The 15618-nt window shown below is 49.9% G+C and carries 13 protein-coding genes, 1 tRNA gene and 3 pseudogenes; 14 read left to right on the forward strand and 3 right to left on the reverse strand.

Going from position 1 to position 15618, the window contains the following annotated elements; translation table 11 throughout:
• Nucleotides 1–169: 169 nt before the first annotated feature.
• Nucleotides 170–760: a DJ-1/PfpI family protein gene (locus IV04_RS09600; RefSeq protein WP_037401121.1), complete on the reverse strand. Its 591-nt coding sequence runs from the start codon at nt 758–760 to the stop codon at nt 170–172.
• Nucleotides 761–934: 174 nt separating this feature from the next.
• On the opposite strand from IV04_RS09600, the gene IV04_RS26055 reads away from it, so the two are divergent.
• Nucleotides 935–1029, forward strand: a tRNA-Sec gene (locus IV04_RS26055).
• Nucleotides 1030–1218: 189 nt separating this feature from the next.
• Nucleotides 1219–2631, forward strand: coding sequence for a hypothetical protein (locus IV04_RS09605; protein WP_037401117.1), 1413 nt, complete (start codon nt 1219–1221; stop codon nt 2629–2631).
• A 408-nt stretch (nt 2632–3039) separates the two neighbouring features.
• Here the strand turns inward: IV04_RS09605 and IV04_RS09610 are convergent, their stop codons facing one another.
• Nucleotides 3040–3657 (reverse strand): YcxB family protein, encoded by a 618-nt coding sequence (locus IV04_RS09610; RefSeq protein ID WP_231566288.1) that lies wholly within the window; start codon nt 3655–3657, stop codon nt 3040–3042.
• A 312-nt stretch (nt 3658–3969) separates the two neighbouring features.
• On the reverse strand, nt 3970–4434 hold the full coding sequence (locus tag IV04_RS26060; RefSeq protein ID WP_152562854.1) for a hypothetical protein: 465 nt from the start codon (nt 4432–4434) through the stop codon (nt 3970–3972).
• 312 nt (nt 4435–4746) lie between these two features.
• On the opposite strand from IV04_RS26060, the gene IV04_RS09620 reads away from it, so the two are divergent.
• From IV04_RS09620 to IV04_RS09675, 12 genes and pseudogenes are all read left to right on the forward strand, one after another.
• Entirely contained in the window at nt 4747–5784 is a 1038-nt protein-coding gene (locus IV04_RS09620) for a virulence RhuM family protein (RefSeq protein ID WP_037401114.1), read from the forward strand.
• Nucleotides 5785–6324: 540 nt separating this feature from the next.
• Nucleotides 6325–8034: a ShlB/FhaC/HecB family hemolysin secretion/activation protein gene (locus IV04_RS09625; protein ID WP_081893193.1), complete on the forward strand. Its 1710-nt coding sequence runs from the start codon at nt 6325–6327 to the stop codon at nt 8032–8034.
• Nucleotides 8034–8573 (forward strand): annotated as a pseudogene (locus IV04_RS09630) (toxin-activating lysine-acyltransferase). Before IV04_RS09625 ends, IV04_RS09630 begins: the two are co-directional and overlap by 1 nt.
• Before the next feature lie 66 nt (nt 8574–8639).
• The gene (locus IV04_RS09635) at nt 8640–9137 is read left to right on the forward strand and encodes an Ail/Lom family outer membrane beta-barrel protein (RefSeq protein ID WP_072010861.1); all 498 of its coding nucleotides are present in this window, start codon (nt 8640–8642) and stop codon (nt 9135–9137) included.
• Nucleotides 9089–9361, forward strand: a complete 273-nt coding sequence (locus IV04_RS26740) for a hypothetical protein (protein WP_231566287.1) — start codon at nt 9089–9091, stop codon at nt 9359–9361. Before IV04_RS09635 ends, IV04_RS26740 begins: the two co-directional genes overlap by 49 nt.
• Nucleotides 9304–12474: pseudogene (locus IV04_RS09640) on the forward strand (hemagglutinin repeat-containing protein); the annotation flags it as partial. The gene IV04_RS26740 and the pseudogene IV04_RS09640, both read left to right, overlap by 58 nt.
• The gene (locus IV04_RS09645; RefSeq protein WP_037401111.1) at nt 12471–12731 is read left to right on the forward strand and encodes a hypothetical protein; all 261 of its coding nucleotides are present in this window, start codon (nt 12471–12473) and stop codon (nt 12729–12731) included. The pseudogene IV04_RS09640 and the gene IV04_RS09645, both read left to right, overlap by 4 nt.
• A gap of 237 nt (nt 12732–12968) precedes the next feature.
• Complete coding sequence (locus tag IV04_RS26745) at nt 12969–13211, forward strand: hypothetical protein (protein WP_051962343.1); 243 nt, start codon at nt 12969–12971, stop codon at nt 13209–13211.
• Nucleotides 13208–14367: pseudogene (locus IV04_RS27065) on the forward strand (polymorphic toxin type 25 domain-containing protein); the annotation flags it as partial. The gene IV04_RS26745 and the pseudogene IV04_RS27065, both read left to right, overlap by 4 nt.
• Nucleotides 14354–14815, forward strand: coding sequence for a hypothetical protein (locus IV04_RS09665; protein WP_037401105.1), 462 nt, complete (start codon nt 14354–14356; stop codon nt 14813–14815). The pseudogene IV04_RS27065 and the gene IV04_RS09665, both read left to right, overlap by 14 nt.
• Nucleotides 14808–15320, forward strand: a complete 513-nt coding sequence (locus tag IV04_RS09670; RefSeq protein WP_051916745.1) for a hypothetical protein — start codon at nt 14808–14810, stop codon at nt 15318–15320. The genes IV04_RS09665 and IV04_RS09670 overlap by 8 nt, the downstream gene beginning before the upstream one ends.
• The gene (locus tag IV04_RS09675; protein WP_037401102.1) at nt 15317–15574 is read left to right on the forward strand and encodes a hypothetical protein; all 258 of its coding nucleotides are present in this window, start codon (nt 15317–15319) and stop codon (nt 15572–15574) included. The genes IV04_RS09670 and IV04_RS09675 overlap by 4 nt, the downstream gene beginning before the upstream one ends.
• The last annotated feature ends 44 nt before the right edge of the window (nt 15575–15618 follow it).

Genomic DNA, 15618 nt, shown 5'->3' on the forward strand with positions numbered 1-15618 from the left:
TGGGTAGACAGTTTGCGAACGCCAATATGCATAAGGCAGGGATAACACGTTTACTCTGCTGAATATAAAGGCTGGCTGAGCGTTTAAAACAGAAAGCGCGGTAACAGTCTTCGCTCCCGGCGTCAGGCCAGAAAGCGCTAGCTGTGCCGCGCCAAGTTAGCAGCAGTATTTATGCAGGCACTGCTTGTTGTGGCATTTGCCAGTTTTCGTGATAGATGTGCTCAGCCTGTTCTTGCGTAGTGGCATAATCGCCAGTGAGGCGATAGCCGACGGTGAAGGCAAAATCAAACGCAGCCCCCGGCCCTTTACCGCTGATCAGGTTACCGTCTTCAACCACTTTTTCAGCCACATAGGTGCCATCTGCCACGCCACGGTGCAGTTCACCGGAACTGGCATAACGGCGCCCTTGCAGCAACCGGTTGACGGCCAGCACGCGAGCAGCAGCGGAACACAGTGGGCAAATCAACTTGCGGGCATCATCGTGACGGCGGATAAACTCCACGGCCAGCGAATTATCCGCCATGTTGGCAGTCGCCTGCGGCCCACCAGGGATTACCACAGCGTCGTAAAGAACATCCATACGGCGTTCCAGCAGAGCATCGGCGAACATACGCATCTTGTTATAGCTGCGGAGTTCCAACCGATCCTGACAGGACAGCAGTTCCACCTCGATCTTCAGACGACGCAATACGTCGATCACAATAACCGCCTCAGCCTCTTCAAATCCTTCGCTTAGCAGGACGGCAACTTTCTTGGTCATAGCATCTCCAGCAATGGACGGGTGAATAACCCGGGCCGTATCAAGTTAGCAGATAAATAGAGAGAATCTTTGTCTTGAGACAAAGTGTAAGAAGGGGATCGCGGAAACACGATTTCGCGCTTAGCACCCACGGTGATTCGCGCTATAATCTGCGACTTGCTTCCGTTTTCTAGAGGAAGATCATCGTCCCCGGTGGGGCGGCTGGACTTCAAATCCAGTTGGGGCCGCCAGCGGTCCTGGGCAGGTTCGACTCCTGTGGTCTTCCGCCATTCGATGTGTTTTCAATTTCAAAGCTCTTGATGGTTACGGTCAGGTTGGTAGGGTATTACGTGAACAGGTGAAAGAAGGAAAATTGCCTACGTTACGTTTATCTATACGGCGCATATTAAGTCAGACTAACAATTTATTCCTTGATGCCGAGACTTTTTATTTCTTAATCAATATATGAAGGAACATGTATGTATTGCGTACGCCCTTTAACGCACCCGCTTTTTTTTCTGTATCTCTTGCCGTTTTCTTTCGTTCAGGCTGCTGATAAGCCTGCATTGATAGATGGTGGCACTAACCCCTTGTCTGTAACCAGACTCCACGATCGTGTGAATTACATGGTGTCGTTAAATTTCAATAACGGAAAAACAGCTCAGCAATGGCGTTCCGTTGATTGTAAACAGGGTAAGGCACAACTTCTGTACAAGGATTTACTGAATGAGGAGGGATTTACCAAAGCTCGCTATTACGGCAACAGCTACCTCCGTTATGCGCCTGCACAAGATGATAAGCAGATGACGGCAGAGGATATCCGTACGGTTTGCCAGCTACCGATAAAAGATGCACGGTGGGAAAGATTATCAGCCACGTCTAAATTCGGCATTACCGATCTTGTCGATGTTAATAATATTCAACGAATTGGCGACATTTTATCGGTACGTATGGGATATGACTTTGCCGATATCATCTGGGAACCGCCTTACGACGCTCCGCTTGAATTAAAGATTGAGCACTACTTATATAACTGTAAAACCCATCAGGGTGACGCTGTCGCTGCAATGAACTTCGACAGCGAGGGTCGTGTTACGGACTCACTCATCACTGCTGATATTGTTCGCCGCAAGAGTAGCTTCAAAATTAACACTCAAATGGCACAACGCTTCGAGCAACTCTGCCAGTTACCAGCAGGAAAAACGTTCACAGCCGAAGGGCACTTTGTACCCGCTGCTAACAAGTCAGCATCAACGTTGATGGGGCCATCAATGCCTGATCTGAGTAATAATAATCCGCAGTGGCTGAATAAATACCCCCTTTCTGCTGCAATTGAGCGCCAGGCGCAGTCATTGATCAAACCATGGGCGCTTCCGCGCTTTAAACAGGTTCGTTATACCGAAGTAAGCGCGCTCGGTAGGGTCAAAGTACAGTTGGATGCACAACCGGATGGTTATGTACGCAAGCTGGAAGATTATGGTATCTGGACGGTGCAACGTTTAACGCTGGCTAATCAGCTACAGCTGAAGTTCACCATGTCCATCAGTAGTGGTCCCACACTACTCAACAAGTTGCAGACGGATCTGCGTTTCCCATTAGTGACTGGTCAACGATATCAGGCGCAATGGGATAATATTGATTCCGCTAAGAAAGTCACTGCTTCAACATTGCGCTGTGACGTAACGGGAGAGGGGGACGCAAATAGGATTGCACCTGAGTTTAGTGGGAAATATCTACTAGTTGAGTGTTATGCAACTAATGAAGGGCAACTAGGTAGCAGTAGCAAACTAGCTTGGCTGCAAGATCTCAACGTTTTTGTCCCGGTCGCTCAGCAAGTGGGTGATAAACCTGAAAGTCTGGTGAAACTGGAAAATGTTAGTGTGATACGTTAATAAGCAAGCAGGCTCACCGCTTTAGCCGGTGAGCTTTTTATGACCTGTTCCTCGTTGATTAACACTCGGCAATCTTAATAATGCACCGGTGGTGAGAATAATTGCGTACTTCTGCTTCTCGCTCATAGCTGTCCTATGACGGTTATGAGCGCAGGCTGTGTGAAAACCCTAGCCAAAACTGAATTGCGTGAGGCTATGCAAAATCTGAAATCGATCGGCTGGTTAGCAGAGTCAAATTTTACGTAGGAACGCAGTTCTCAACTCTGTTTTTGGCCGCTTCTGCGATCAAAAACGTTTTCACAAGCCTGAGCGAGAAGCAGACAATGTAGCCTACTAGCCACGTAGTTATCTCCATGTTCTGCTGATCACAAAAGCCTCTAATGCTAATACATCTAATGCGCTGTTATCTTATCTGTTCTCTGGGGTTTGCCCGGTCTGCTGTTTCCTCTGGGCAATCTGCGCATGGATAAATTCTACAACACAAGCGGCCTCGCTCTCGGAAGTAAAAACCCTCTCAGGAATAACAATACAGCTATCATTTCGCATGTGAATAAAGATAAAACCACCTTTTCGGTAACTCGTTTTAATATGCTCCCAGTACACTCGTCCAGTAGCTGAGTTGGTGATATTTTCAACAAAATACCGGGTAAGCTTCACTCTTTGAGCAATCTCATCATCAGTTTGCTCCGCGGCCTCATTTTTTTTCATGGCCTTGATTAAGAGCTTTTCCTGAATATTAAACAATGCCAGCGATAGCCCAAACAACGCCAGCAGAATGATATTTATCACCCGGGTTCGAGCCATCAGACTGTCACCATGTGGGGCATCAATAATCTGTATAATCATCTGCAGCATAGTAAACATCGCCGCAAAAATTAAAATATAACCTGCAGCGCGCTTGATGAAGTCAATATATTCGTAGGGTTTAATAATCTCTTTCTTGTATGTTTTTATCAGTTTGCCTGCTTCAGCGCGCTCAAGCATGGACATTGAAAAATCAACGACAATCCGGCTTTTTTTTATCATCTGACATCTCCCTGTTTTTCGATTCAATGCCCCCTGATAATATCAAACCTAATTGCCCTGAAATAGTGGCGGGTTAAGGAGCATCACGGTATCATTGCCCCCTCTACATGTCGTTGTTCTTGGTTGAATATCCTCCTCCAGTAATTACTCACAAACCCTGTTGATATCCCATTTGTCTTATCCAATCAGCGGAAAGCGCAATCAGATAAAGATCACGCGTAAAAAGGAAGAGTATCCTACTGCAAGACTGTTTTTAAACAGTAAGGGATAAGCAGGTAGCTTTGAGCGAGGAGCGGAAGTTTATCTGATTATTTACACCGTGAGCTTTCGAGTCGATTTTAATTCTTTCACAGCAGAGTGTGGTTGGCATCGGCCATAAATGATTGAAGAGTAACGGCGATCAGTGTCATCAATTATCTGACAACAACATTGGAAAGGCTCGCCTGAGGTTGAGCATTCATACGACTGGGCGTGTTTAGCATTAACGTTAAAGTCGATCGTAATGCTAGCCTCACTTACCCAAAAGTCAGGAATTTGTTGCTTTCTTAACAGATGTTCGAGCCTGCCTGCGTAGTGACGTACAATATCATTTTGTAGGTTGAAGCTGGTCTCGGGCTTAGATGTGGTAAGAGAAAACGCCATTGAGGTAAGGCTGTTATTAATAGCGAATGATTTTAACTGACCAATAGTCCAGTATCCTCTAAAATCGTTGTTACGACTAACAAAGCTCTCATTAAGAGCATTGGCTATGCCTCGAAGCTCAATTCGGCGTGCCATTGTGATTCCCCGATTACTTGCCAAAAACTATTATTAGCAACTGTAAGCTATATTGATACCCCGAGCCAATCTTTAGTGCGCTTTTCGTTGTTATGAACAGTCAGTAAGTAATTAGCATTCCGTGATGTTTGCTACGTCCGCTAAGCAGGACTTCCTTTGTTTCGTAATACATCCGATGGGTTATCTCCATTTACAAGTAAGAAGATGAAAAAAATGTGTACTCTTATCTGAGCAAGTAATGAGTTTAAACGCAGACCTCTGGCATACTAATCGGATTCCAGCGTTGCTAAGTCAGATTAAAACGGAGGTGGCATGACAGGTAAGCACTTAACCCAATCCCCAGCAGGTGAATTTGTTATGTTTGCCAGCGATGACGGCGAAGTGCGTGTTGAATGCCGCTTTGAGCAAGAAACACTATGGCTGCCCCAAGCGACTATTGCGAATCTTTACCAGGTGACTCCCCAAGCCATCACGCAACACATTAAAGCGATCTACGAAGAAGGCGAACTTGAGCAAAACGCAACCTGTAAGTCTTACTTACAGGTTCAACAAGAAGGGAGCCGTCAGGTAAGCCGCAACATGCTTCACTATAGCCTGCCTGTCATTCTTGCTGTCGGCTACCGCGTTCGTTCACCTAGAGGTACCCAATTCCGCCAGTGGGCAACTCAAACGCTCCAGGAATACCTGATCAAAGGTTTCGTGATGGACGATGAACGGCTGAAAAATCCGCCCGTGGGTTCATCGGCTGTACCTGACTATTTCGATGAGATGCTGGAACGCATCCGTGATATCCGCGCTAGCGAGCGGCGGGTTTATTTGCGGGTTCGGGAGATCTTTGCGTTAGCCGCTGACTACCAGCCTTCACTCAAAGAGACAACGTTGTTTTTTCAAACCATCCAGAACAAACTGCATTTTGCCTGTACCGGTCATACTGCTGCCGAACTGATCCACCAGCGTGCTGATGCCAGCCAGCCTCATATGGGCTTGAGCAGCTATAAAGGCGAAGAGGTGCGTAAAAGCGATGTGACGGTGGCGAAAAACTACCTCAATCAGGATGAAGTCGGCGAACTTAACCGTGTGGTCAACATGTGGCTGGATTTTGCCGAAGATCAGGCCCGGCGTCGCCAGCAGGTATTCCTGCGTGACTGGCAGGAAAAGCTGGATCAATTCCTGCAATTTAATGACCGCGAGGTTCTACAAGGTGCTGGTACCGTCAGTAAGAAAACGGCAGATGAAAAAGCGCAGGCTGAATATATCCAATTTGCTGAGCAGCAGCGCCGCTTAAAAGAAGCTGAAGGGGAAAAGGATATTGCCAGTTTGCTACAGTGGAAAACTGACACCAAAAAATAGCTTCAATGTCCCCAGTTTCCACAAGCAAAATCATTTGGGGGCACCGAGCAAAATAAAATACGATAAAAATAAGTAAATTCAATAGCACTAGCTATCAAATGCGATTCCTGTGATCCACCCGAAACTATTTCGGCACCGCCTCCACCGGAATAGCGAAAGTTAAATCATTATAATGGCAATAATTACCTACATTGATTAATTACAACCGCCCCTATATTCCCTGGAGGTGGGTTTTTTCTTATCGCCATCTTTGCCTTTTGCCGCTTTTTTCCTGGCGAGCCTGTCATTTTTGCGCGTGCATGTGTAAAAATCCTGCTGCTGAGGGCGGGATTTTGCTTCCTTTATTTCTTGGCAGTTTTCCCTGTATGCCGTTGAGGGAATAACGATATTTGGTAATATCACATTCATCATCAGGGTTGATAAAGACGTATTTATCTAGATCTGAGTCAGGATAACCATTGCAAACCGCTCTCCTCATGGTTAATATTCGCGCAAATTTATATAAGCAAGTATTAAGCGTTTTCCAACAAGGATTGTTTGATGTTATCCCCCCGTTTTATCCATCGGGCGCATTATTTTCGCGTCTGCGTTGTTGCTGTGCCTGCGATTCTGATGGTTTCACCTTTGACCTTTGCCGCTAACATCCTCAATAACAACGAACAAATGATCTTGCAGCAACAACGCCAGCAAGCTCTGGAGCAACAGTTGTTGCCGCCTACGCCCGATGTACGTCTGTTGCCCCCGGCTTCGCGGTTGGGCCGCCTGATGTTCCCGCAGGAAAAACCCTGTTTCAACATCGATCGCGTAGAACTGAACGGTCAGGAAGCGTTGCCGCGCTGGTTGCCGTTACAACGCATCGCCAATCAGGCGCAGGGCCAGTGTCTGGGCGGCAAGGGCATCAATCTCTTGATGAGCACTATGCAGAATCGCCTGGTGGATCACGGCTATATCACCACCCGCGTGCTGGCCCCGCAGCAGGATTTAAAGAGCGGCACGCTGCAACTGAATATCCTGCCCGGCTTTATCCGCCAGGTGAAACTGACGCCTGACAGCAGCCAGCATGTCAGCCTGTTCAACGCTTTCCCGCCGCGCGCGGGTAACCTGTTGGATCTGCGCGATATCGAACAGGGACTGGAAAACCTGCAACGCCTGCCTACTGTGCAAGCCAAGATGGACATCGTTCCGGGTGAAAAACCGGGCGAAAGCGACATCATGCTGCATTGGCAACAGGCCAAAATCTGGCGACTGGGCGCGTCGCTGGACGATTCCGGCACCAGCAGTACCGGGCGTTACCAGGGCGGATTAACCTTCTCGCTGGATAATCCGCTGTCTCTCAGCGACCTGTTCTACATCTCCGGCACCCGTGCGCTGCAACCCGGCAATGACAAGGGCAGTAAGAACCTCACCGCCCATTACTCGGTGCCGTTCCGCTACGCGATGCTGTCGGTCACCGCCAACGACTACGACTATCACCAGACCGTGGCCGGGCTGAATAGCGATTACCGTTACAGCGGCGACAGCCAGAACCTGACGGTGCAACTGAGCCGCGTCCTGCACCGCAGCGGCAGCCAGAAAACCACCTTCACCTACGATATCCTGACGCGTGGCGCGAAGAACTACATCAATGACACCGAAGTGGAAGTGCAGCGCCGCCGCACTGCAGGTTGGCGCATGGGGCTGCAACACCGCCACTTTATCCAGCAGGCGACACTGGACGCCGGTATCAGCTATCAGCGTGGCACCCGCTGGTTCGGCGCACTGCCTGCCCCTGAAGAGTCATATGGCGATGCCACTGCACTGAGCAAGATTATCCAACTTTCCAGCCAGTTGAATGTGCCGTTCGCGCTGGGCAAGCAGACCTTCCGTTACAACGTTCAGTATCAGCGCCAGATGAGCAACACCCCGCTGACGCCGCAGGACCAGTTTGCCATCGGCAGCCGTTTTACGGTACGCGGCTTTGATGGTGAGCGTACCCTCAATGCCAATGCAGGCTGGACGGTGCGCAACGAACTGGCCTGGACGACACCGGTTCCCAATCAGGAACTGTATCTGGGAGCCGATTACGGCCATGTCAGCGGTCGCGGTACCGAAAACCTGACCGGGACCAACCTGGCCGGTAGCGTGCTCGGTGTGCGCGGCAGCGCCTTCAAAACTCGCTACGACCTGTTTGCTGGAATACCACTCTCCAAGCCGGATGGTTTCAAAACCGATTCGGTCACGCTGGGTTTCAATCTGAACTGGGATTTTTGATGCAGATAGGTGCTTACGACGTTCATGCCCCGCTGATGTTAGGTGGGGATCGCAGTGAAGCCGAGGTGCTCGGGGCCGCCGTGTGGCTGTGGATGCACTCGCCGTAGCACCGGGATCTCCCGCTGCATGCGTTGCCCACGGTATTGCTGCCGATTATCAAACACCAGCACTACATGCTGGTCAGCCGGGGCACCCAGCCGCTGTTTTTTCTCAGTTGGATGTGGCTGAGCGTTGAGGCGGAAGCGCGTTATCTCACACAACCGGCCATCCTGGTACAGGAAGCCGATTGGGCCAGTGGCGAGCGCCTGTGGATCCGTGACTGGATCGCCCCGTTTGGTGAAACCCGCGCCATGAGCCGCTTGGTCATCGAGACGCTGTTCCCCGATCGCTGTTTCCGAGCGATCTATCACCGTGGCGCGGAAACTGGCCAGCGGGTGATGAATTTCAAGGGTGACCAGGTCAGTCACGCGCAGGCCTGCGCCTGGCGGGCGGCCAACCCTTTATCTGTTTCTCTGCCCGAATCCCCTGCCTGCCGATGAGCAGCGGGGCTAGGGCGAGGTAACTCGCTGTTAAAACAAGCATGACTCACTATAAAGGATGACACAATGAAAGCATTATGGATGACCTCGGCGCTGGTCGCTGCTCTGGGTTTGAGTTCGCTGGCACAGGCCGATCAGCACACGGTCTCTCTGGGCTACGCGCAGAGCAAGGTGCAGGACTTGCACAATATCAACGGGGTGAACCTCAAGTACCGTTATGAGTGGGATTCACCGGTCAGCGTCATCGGTTCATTCACCTACATGAGCGGTAAAGACGATTATTCTTATCTGCTCGCCAGAGACATTATCGACAACAAGGTCGATCTCAAATATTACTCGCTGTCCGTGGGCCCGGCTTACCGCTTTAACGAGTTTGTCAGCATCTATGGCCTGCTGGGGTTCAGCCATAACAAAGTGGATTACAGCTCATCCTGGAACAACTACGAATCCGGCTCTTACCGCTATATGGGCACGGAAACCGGCAACATCAACAAGACCGCGTTGCCGGGCTGTATGTGCAGCAGCCGGATGGCACGCTGGCATTGCAGGCCGGGCGCGATGTGAATCTGACGGCGGCGCAGGTGGTCAACAGCGGCGAAGGCGGCAGCACCTCTATCACGGCGGGGCGTGACCTGAACCTCAATACCGTCACCACTGGCAGCACAGACAACCTCAACTGGGGCGACAACTGGCAGCATCATTCCAGCAGCCAGCAGCCAGCAGCCAGCAGGTCGGCAGTGAAATCGTCGGTGCCGGTAACGTGCAACTGGGTGCCGGACACGATGTGAATATCACCGCAGGCAACGTCTCTGCCGGTGACAAGCTCAGTGTGGCGGCGGGTAACGATATCAATATTCAGCATGGTATCGACAGCACTACACTGGACCAGCATTACAAGGCCACCGGCAGCAGCGGCATGCTCTCGAAAACCACCACCGAGTCGCGGGACACCCTCAGCCAGCAGAGCGTCAATGGCAGCCAGTTGAGTGGCGATAGCGTGAGCATGCAAGCCGGACGTGATTTAACCGTCACGGGCAGCAGCGTGGCGGCTACGCAGGATGTGAATTTGACCGCGGGTAACAACCTGAACCTGCAGGCGGCGACCGAGCAGCGCGATGAAACCCATATGCTGCAGGAGAAGAAAAGCGGCCTCTCTGGTACTGGTGGCATCGGCTTCAGCTACGGCACCAATGACACCAAAACCACCGATGATGGCAAATCCCAAACCAGCGTCGGCAGCACCGTGGGCAGTACTCAGGGGAATGTCACGTTGAATGCGGGTAATAGCCTGACGGTGCAAGGCTCTGATGTGCTGGCGGGGAAAGATATCAACCTGACCAGCAAGGAAGTGAATATCCTTGCCGCAGAAAACCAAAGCACCCAGAAGCATGTGGTGGAGCAGAAGCAAAGCGGCCTGACGCTGGCGCTCTCCGGTACGGTGGGCAGTGCGGTGAGTTCGGCAGTCTCCAGCGCCAACGAGGCCAGCAAGGAGAGCAACGGGCGTCTCGCTGCCTTGCAGGGCATGAAAGCGGCATTGAGCGGGGTGCAGGCGGCTCAGGCGAATGAATTGCACAACGCCGGGGATGAAAACACCAGCCTGGTGGGGCTGAACCTCTCCTACGGCAGCCAGTCGTCAAAATCTGAGCAGACCACGGTGCAATCACAGAGCCAGGGCAGCACCCTGACCGCAGGCAACACTCTGAATATCCGTTCGACCGGCACCGATATCAACGTGCAGGGTAGCCAGTTGCAGGCCGGGAAGGATATCAACCTGAATGCGGCGCGGGACGTCAATCTGCTGTCAGCCCAGAACACCCAAACTGTCGATGGCAAGAACGAAAACCATGGCGGCTCGGTGGGTGTGGGCGTGAACTTCGGTCAGGGCAAAAACGGCCTGACGCTGAATGCCAGCGTGAACAAGGGCAAAGGTTCGGAAAGTGGCAATATGCTGACCCATACCGAGACCACGTTGAATGCCGGTAACAACCTCAATATCACCAGCGGACGCGACACCACTCTGACCGGCGCACAGGTGAGCGGTGAGAAGGTGACGATGGATGTCGGGCGCAATCTGACGCTCACCAGTGAGCGCGACAGCGACAACTACGACTCGAAACAGCAAAACGCCAGTGCAGGCGGCAGTGTTGGTTTCGGTTCTGCCAGTGGTTCGGTCAATCTGAGCCGCGACAAGATGCACTCCACTTACGATGCAGTGCAGGAGCAAACCGGGGTCTTCGCCGGCAAAGGCGGTTTCGACATTACGGTCGGCGAACATACCCAATTGAACGGGGCGGTTATCGGTTCGACAGCCACGGCAGACAAGAACAAACTGGATACCGGCACGTTGGGATTCAGCAATATCGAGAACCAGGCCGAGTACGATGTTGAGCACCAGAGCGTGGGTATCAGCAGCGGTGGCCCTATCGGTGGGCAATTCGCGGGGAATATGGCCAACGGCCTGCTGACCGGGGTGAATGGCAGCGGTAGCGCCAGTTCAACCACCCAATCGGCGGTGAGTGAAGGCACCATTACTATCCGTGACCAGGCGAACCAGAAGCAGGACGTGGCAGACTTGAGCCGTGATGTAGAGAACGCCAACCCTGGGCTGGACAAAATCTTCGACAAGGAAAAGGAGCAGAACCGGCTGAAAGAAGCACAGCTTATTGGTGAAATCGGTAGCCAGGCGGCAGATATTGCGCGGACGCAGGGGGATATCAACGGGCTGAAAGCGGCGAAAGAGAAGTACCCGGACAAGACAGCTGAGCAACTGCGTGAAACCCAAGCCTATAAAGATGCCATGAAGCAATATGGCACTGGCAGCTCACTACAGCAGGGTATTCAGGCGGCAACGGCGGCCATTCAGGGGCTTGCAGGCGGTGATATGGCTAAAGCCTTGGCGGGAGCAAGTGCGCCGTATCTGGCGGAAGTGATTCATAACATGACCACAGACGCCAACGGCAAGGTAAATACCGAAGCCAACCTGATGGCCCACGCCGTTCTGGGCGCGGTGACCTCAGCCATTAATGGCAATAGCGCGTTAGCGGGAGCGAGCGGTGCGGTAATGGGTGAGTTCATTGCCCAGCAGATGTACCCTGGTATCAAGCGTGAGGATTTGACGGAAGAACAGCGGCAGACTATCAGCGCCCTTGGCACCCTGGCTGCTGGGTTGGTTGGTGGCGTGGTGGGTGATAGTAGTGCTAACGTTGTTGCGGGGGCACAGGCCGGGAAGAACTCGCTCGAGAACAATAACCTGAATGCCAATGATTTTGGTAAAGGCATGGCGGATTATGTACAGGCTGCAACATCCTGGAATCAATATGCGGAAGATAACAACCTGTCTCCAGAGCAGAAACAAGCCGGGTTAGATAAATTAGCAAAAGGAGATATGCCGGAAGGGCAAGATATCGCCAAAGTGATCGTCGATGGTTATGTGGATGGGGTGTTGATTGCTGGTGCGTGGTATCTGGGGCCAGCGGCATCGGCGGGTAAAGTTGTAGTGGGTTCTACGATAGGTAGTATCGCCAATGGCACCTATCAGTGGTATGACCTGAACCAGCCGGGTAATGAAAACAAGACCTGGGATTATAAGAGCAGTATTGGTGCGGCTGTCACAGGTGGCCTTGCTCCAGGGTGGGAAATCGGGGCCAATATCGGGATAGCGATGGGGGGATCGGTATTTAGTGATGGGCCAAATGTGGGAGCGCAACTTAGTTCCGGGTCTGGGGCATTCTTGGGGGGAGTTTTTGGGAAATATGTTCCTACTGTAGTTGATAAAATCATGGGTAGTAACAAAGTTCCTAGTGTTGTTTATGATTATTGGGGAGGAGTAGCTTCTGAGTTTTCGTCAGGATTTATCAAAGAAGTAGCCAAACCAAAATCAGATACGGAAGGTAAGAAATGATCAAGGATATTTATAGATATATTGCATTGTTTTTATACAGTTTTTTTTCTTCTGTACTAATGCTTCTAGTGCTGGGTTTTGCTATTTCTTCTTTTTATTATTTCAAAGAAGGCTCTTTTAATTTTCCTGCATCGCAGGTAAAACGAGCAATAGTATTCGGCTGTGTTGCTGGAAGTGCTATTACACTGTATGTGTTAGTCGTTAATGTGATAAATAAATTTAGCACTAAAAAATCCCCCCCCGAAGATCCTAAGTAAGCGAAATCATCCCCGGCCAAAACTGGCCGGGGGGTGTGGTTTCTACAATGGGGGGGAATGCTGTTAGCGGAGGTGCATCCTACGCAACCAAACTGAGGTTACAGGGCAGTTCACTATCTCAAAAGACATGCTGCCCAGTAAAGTTCCAGGTGTTGTTGGTAATGTGGGCTCATCTCTTGCAACAGAGGGAACAAATGCTTTTACTCAAGAGCAGCTAAAAAATATCCAGGAGAAAAAATGATGTTTTCAAAGAAAAGTATTATTAGATTTCTTTTGTTAAATATCATTTGGATATTTGTTATTTTTTTCATGGCTTCTGTCATGTTTTTCATCATTAGAAGTTTTACTTGGTATGCCATTGGCGGAGATTTTCTTTTTTCTTTCATGGATGTCAAAAGAGCCTTCAAAGTGGCAATGTTAGTGGGGCCTGTTTGTGGGATGGGGCTTTGGGTTTTATATTGTCAACGTTCCCGTTCTTGAAACGAATCTTCGACAAAGAAAAAGAGCAAAACCGGCTGAAAGAAGCACGGCTCATCGGTGAAATCGGCAGCCAGGCGGCAGATATTGTGCGGACGCAGGGGGATATCAACGGGCTGAAAGCGGCGAAAGATAGGCATGCCCGTGGATAAACTGCGTGAAACCCAAATGCCATGAAGCGATACGGCACCGGTAGCTCACTGCAGCAGGGTATTCAGGCGGCCACGGCGGCCATTCAGGGACTGGCCGGTGGTGATATGGCGAAAGCCTTGGCGGGAGCCAGTGCGCCGTATCTGGCGGAAGTGATCCACAAGCTGACCCTTGACCCCAGCAGAGAAGGGGGTGTCAACACGGAGGCCAACCTGATGGCGCACGCGGTACTGGGTGCGGTGACGGCTGCGGTTAATGGCAACAGCGCGTTAGCGGGAGCCAGCGGTGCAGTAATGGGTGAGTTTATTGCCCAGCAGATGTATCCTGGTATCAAGCGTGAGGATCTGACGGAAGAACAACGGCAGACTATCAGCGCCCTTGGCACCTTGGCACCTTGGCTGCTGGGTTGGTTGGTGGCGTGGTGGGTGATAGTAGTGCTAATGTTGTTGCGGGGGCACAGGCGGGTAAGAACGCGCTCGAAAATAATAATTTGGGCTACGGTGGTTTAATTTCGCCACGTGTCCAGCAAGAGGCTTCACTGGCAATAGATTTGGGGCAGAAAGGAAAAAATGCAGAAGAGATAGGAAATGCTATCGACTCATCCCATTTGGGGCCTTCTGGCGGCAGAGAATACAAAATCAAACCTAATGTAAAGGTCGAGGTTTCAGGTGGTGTGGGGCCTGCATTGAAGGGAGGGGCTGAGATTAATAATGACTACCTATCTATTTCTACAGGGTATACGCAAGAATTTGGTGTTAAGGCCGGAGCTTCAGTAGGTATTGATTTTGGTCCATACTCGCCAGGGCTTTTTGGTGACATAAACCGTGATTACTCAACTAGTATTGGCTTTGGCGCTGGCTCTATAGGGGTATCTGCGGGGAAAGATGGATTTTCTTTTTCTGTTGGACCAAGTATTGGTTTAACTGGTTCTTCTACTGGATCTCAAAATGAAAAAATAGATCTGAACGGGGACTCTACTAAGGAGATATATCATCATGATTTCAAATGATATCATACTCAATGTATCATCATTATTTATGCTGCTTTTTTTACTGTCATGGGGAGCATGTTTTTTTATTTTTGTATATAGAAGACTTGATGGTCCTAAAGTGGGAAGAGATTCACTTATTTATTTTAATTTCATGTTCTTTAAAAATGATTTTTTATCAAACATTGCATTGAGTTTCCTTTTTTTTGGCTATATGGCGGCAGCAGCTTTTGAATATAGAAGGGAGTTTAATGATTTAATTTTGATGGCTAACCTGGCTGGGGGTATGTCACTTTTTCTCTTTGCAATATATGGAAGATGTTTTTATAAAGGAATCATTGATGATAAGAAACCATTCTTTTTCATTAAGATTTTTTTGACCGAATTTGATTTATCCTTCGGTTCAACCTTCCTTTGGTTATCGAGATTAACATATGTAACATGGTTGCTTATGCTTATTCGTGGCTGAGCTGAACCAAGATATTTCGAAAGTGATCGTTGATGGTTATGTGAATGGTGTACTTATTGCCAGTGCGTGGTATCTGGGGCCAGCGGCATCGGTGGGTAAAGTTGTAGTGGGTTCTACGATAGGCAGTATCGCCAATGGCACCTATCAGTGGTATGACCTGAATCAGCCGGGCAATGAAAATAAGACCTGGGACTATAAAGGTAGTATTGGTGCAGCTGTCACAGGTGGTCTTGCTCCTGGGCGGGGCATTTGGGCGAATACCGGGATAGCAATGGGCGGGTCGGTATTTAGTGATGGGCCAAATGTGGGAGCACAACTAAGTTCTGGAGCTGGTGCATTTTTGGGCGGAGGATTTGGAGAGTTGGCTCCTATCGCTCTGAAACCTATTTTTGGTAATTCGTCTGGTTTTGTTGGTGACGTTGGTGGAGCCTTTGTGTCCGAGGTAATTAGTAACGGAATGAAAAACTATAAAAGCAGTGATGAGAAAAAGGATGAGAAAAAATGAAAAAGAAAATAACGCTCCCTCTATTAATTTGGGGGATTATTTACTGTTTTGTTTGTTTTTTCATTCTTGGAGTAGTGATTCAATGTGGGATTGTTTTCATGCATGAAGGGCATTTCCTTATTGGTAGGAAAAAACTGATTGATACTTTAGTATTGAGTGGAATCGCTGGTTCTGCTGCCGGTCTAGGCTCTTGGATTTTTGCAAAGATTGATGAATATAAAGCCCGAAAAAAACCTCCCACTGATCTTGAGTAAGTAAAACCAACCCCGGCCATTTAAGCCGGGGTTGTGTAATGTTA

Source organism: Serratia sp. Ag1, from assembly GCF_000743355.1.
In the GTDB taxonomy this organism is placed as follows: domain Bacteria; phylum Pseudomonadota; class Gammaproteobacteria; order Enterobacterales; family Enterobacteriaceae; genus Chania.

Bases quoted from the DNA above. Each gene is read 5' to 3' on its own strand.
- IV04_RS09600 (WP_037401121.1), bottom strand. From the start codon at position 760: ATGACCAAGAAAGTTGCCGTCCTGCTAAGCGAAGGATTTGAAGAGGCT.
- IV04_RS09605 (WP_037401117.1), top strand. From the start codon at position 1,219: ATGTATTGCGTACGCCCTTTAACGCACCCGCTTTTTTTTCTGTATCTC.
- IV04_RS09610 (WP_231566288.1), bottom strand. From the start codon at position 3,657: ATGATAAAAAAAAGCCGGATTGTCGTTGATTTTTCAATGTCCATGCTT.
- IV04_RS26060 (WP_152562854.1), bottom strand. From the start codon at position 4,434: ATGGCACGCCGAATTGAGCTTCGAGGCATAGCCAATGCTCTTAATGAG.
- IV04_RS09620 (WP_037401114.1), top strand. From the start codon at position 4,747: ATGACAGGTAAGCACTTAACCCAATCCCCAGCAGGTGAATTTGTTATG.
- IV04_RS09625 (WP_081893193.1), top strand. From the start codon at position 6,325: ATGTTATCCCCCCGTTTTATCCATCGGGCGCATTATTTTCGCGTCTGC.
- IV04_RS09635 (WP_072010861.1), top strand. From the start codon at position 8,640: ATGAAAGCATTATGGATGACCTCGGCGCTGGTCGCTGCTCTGGGTTTG.
- IV04_RS09645 (WP_037401111.1), top strand. From the start codon at position 12,471: ATGATCAAGGATATTTATAGATATATTGCATTGTTTTTATACAGTTTT.
- IV04_RS26745 (WP_051962343.1), top strand. From the start codon at position 12,969: ATGATGTTTTCAAAGAAAAGTATTATTAGATTTCTTTTGTTAAATATC.
- IV04_RS09665 (WP_037401105.1), top strand. From the start codon at position 14,354: ATGATTTCAAATGATATCATACTCAATGTATCATCATTATTTATGCTG.
- IV04_RS09675 (WP_037401102.1), top strand. From the start codon at position 15,317: ATGAAAAAGAAAATAACGCTCCCTCTATTAATTTGGGGGATTATTTAC.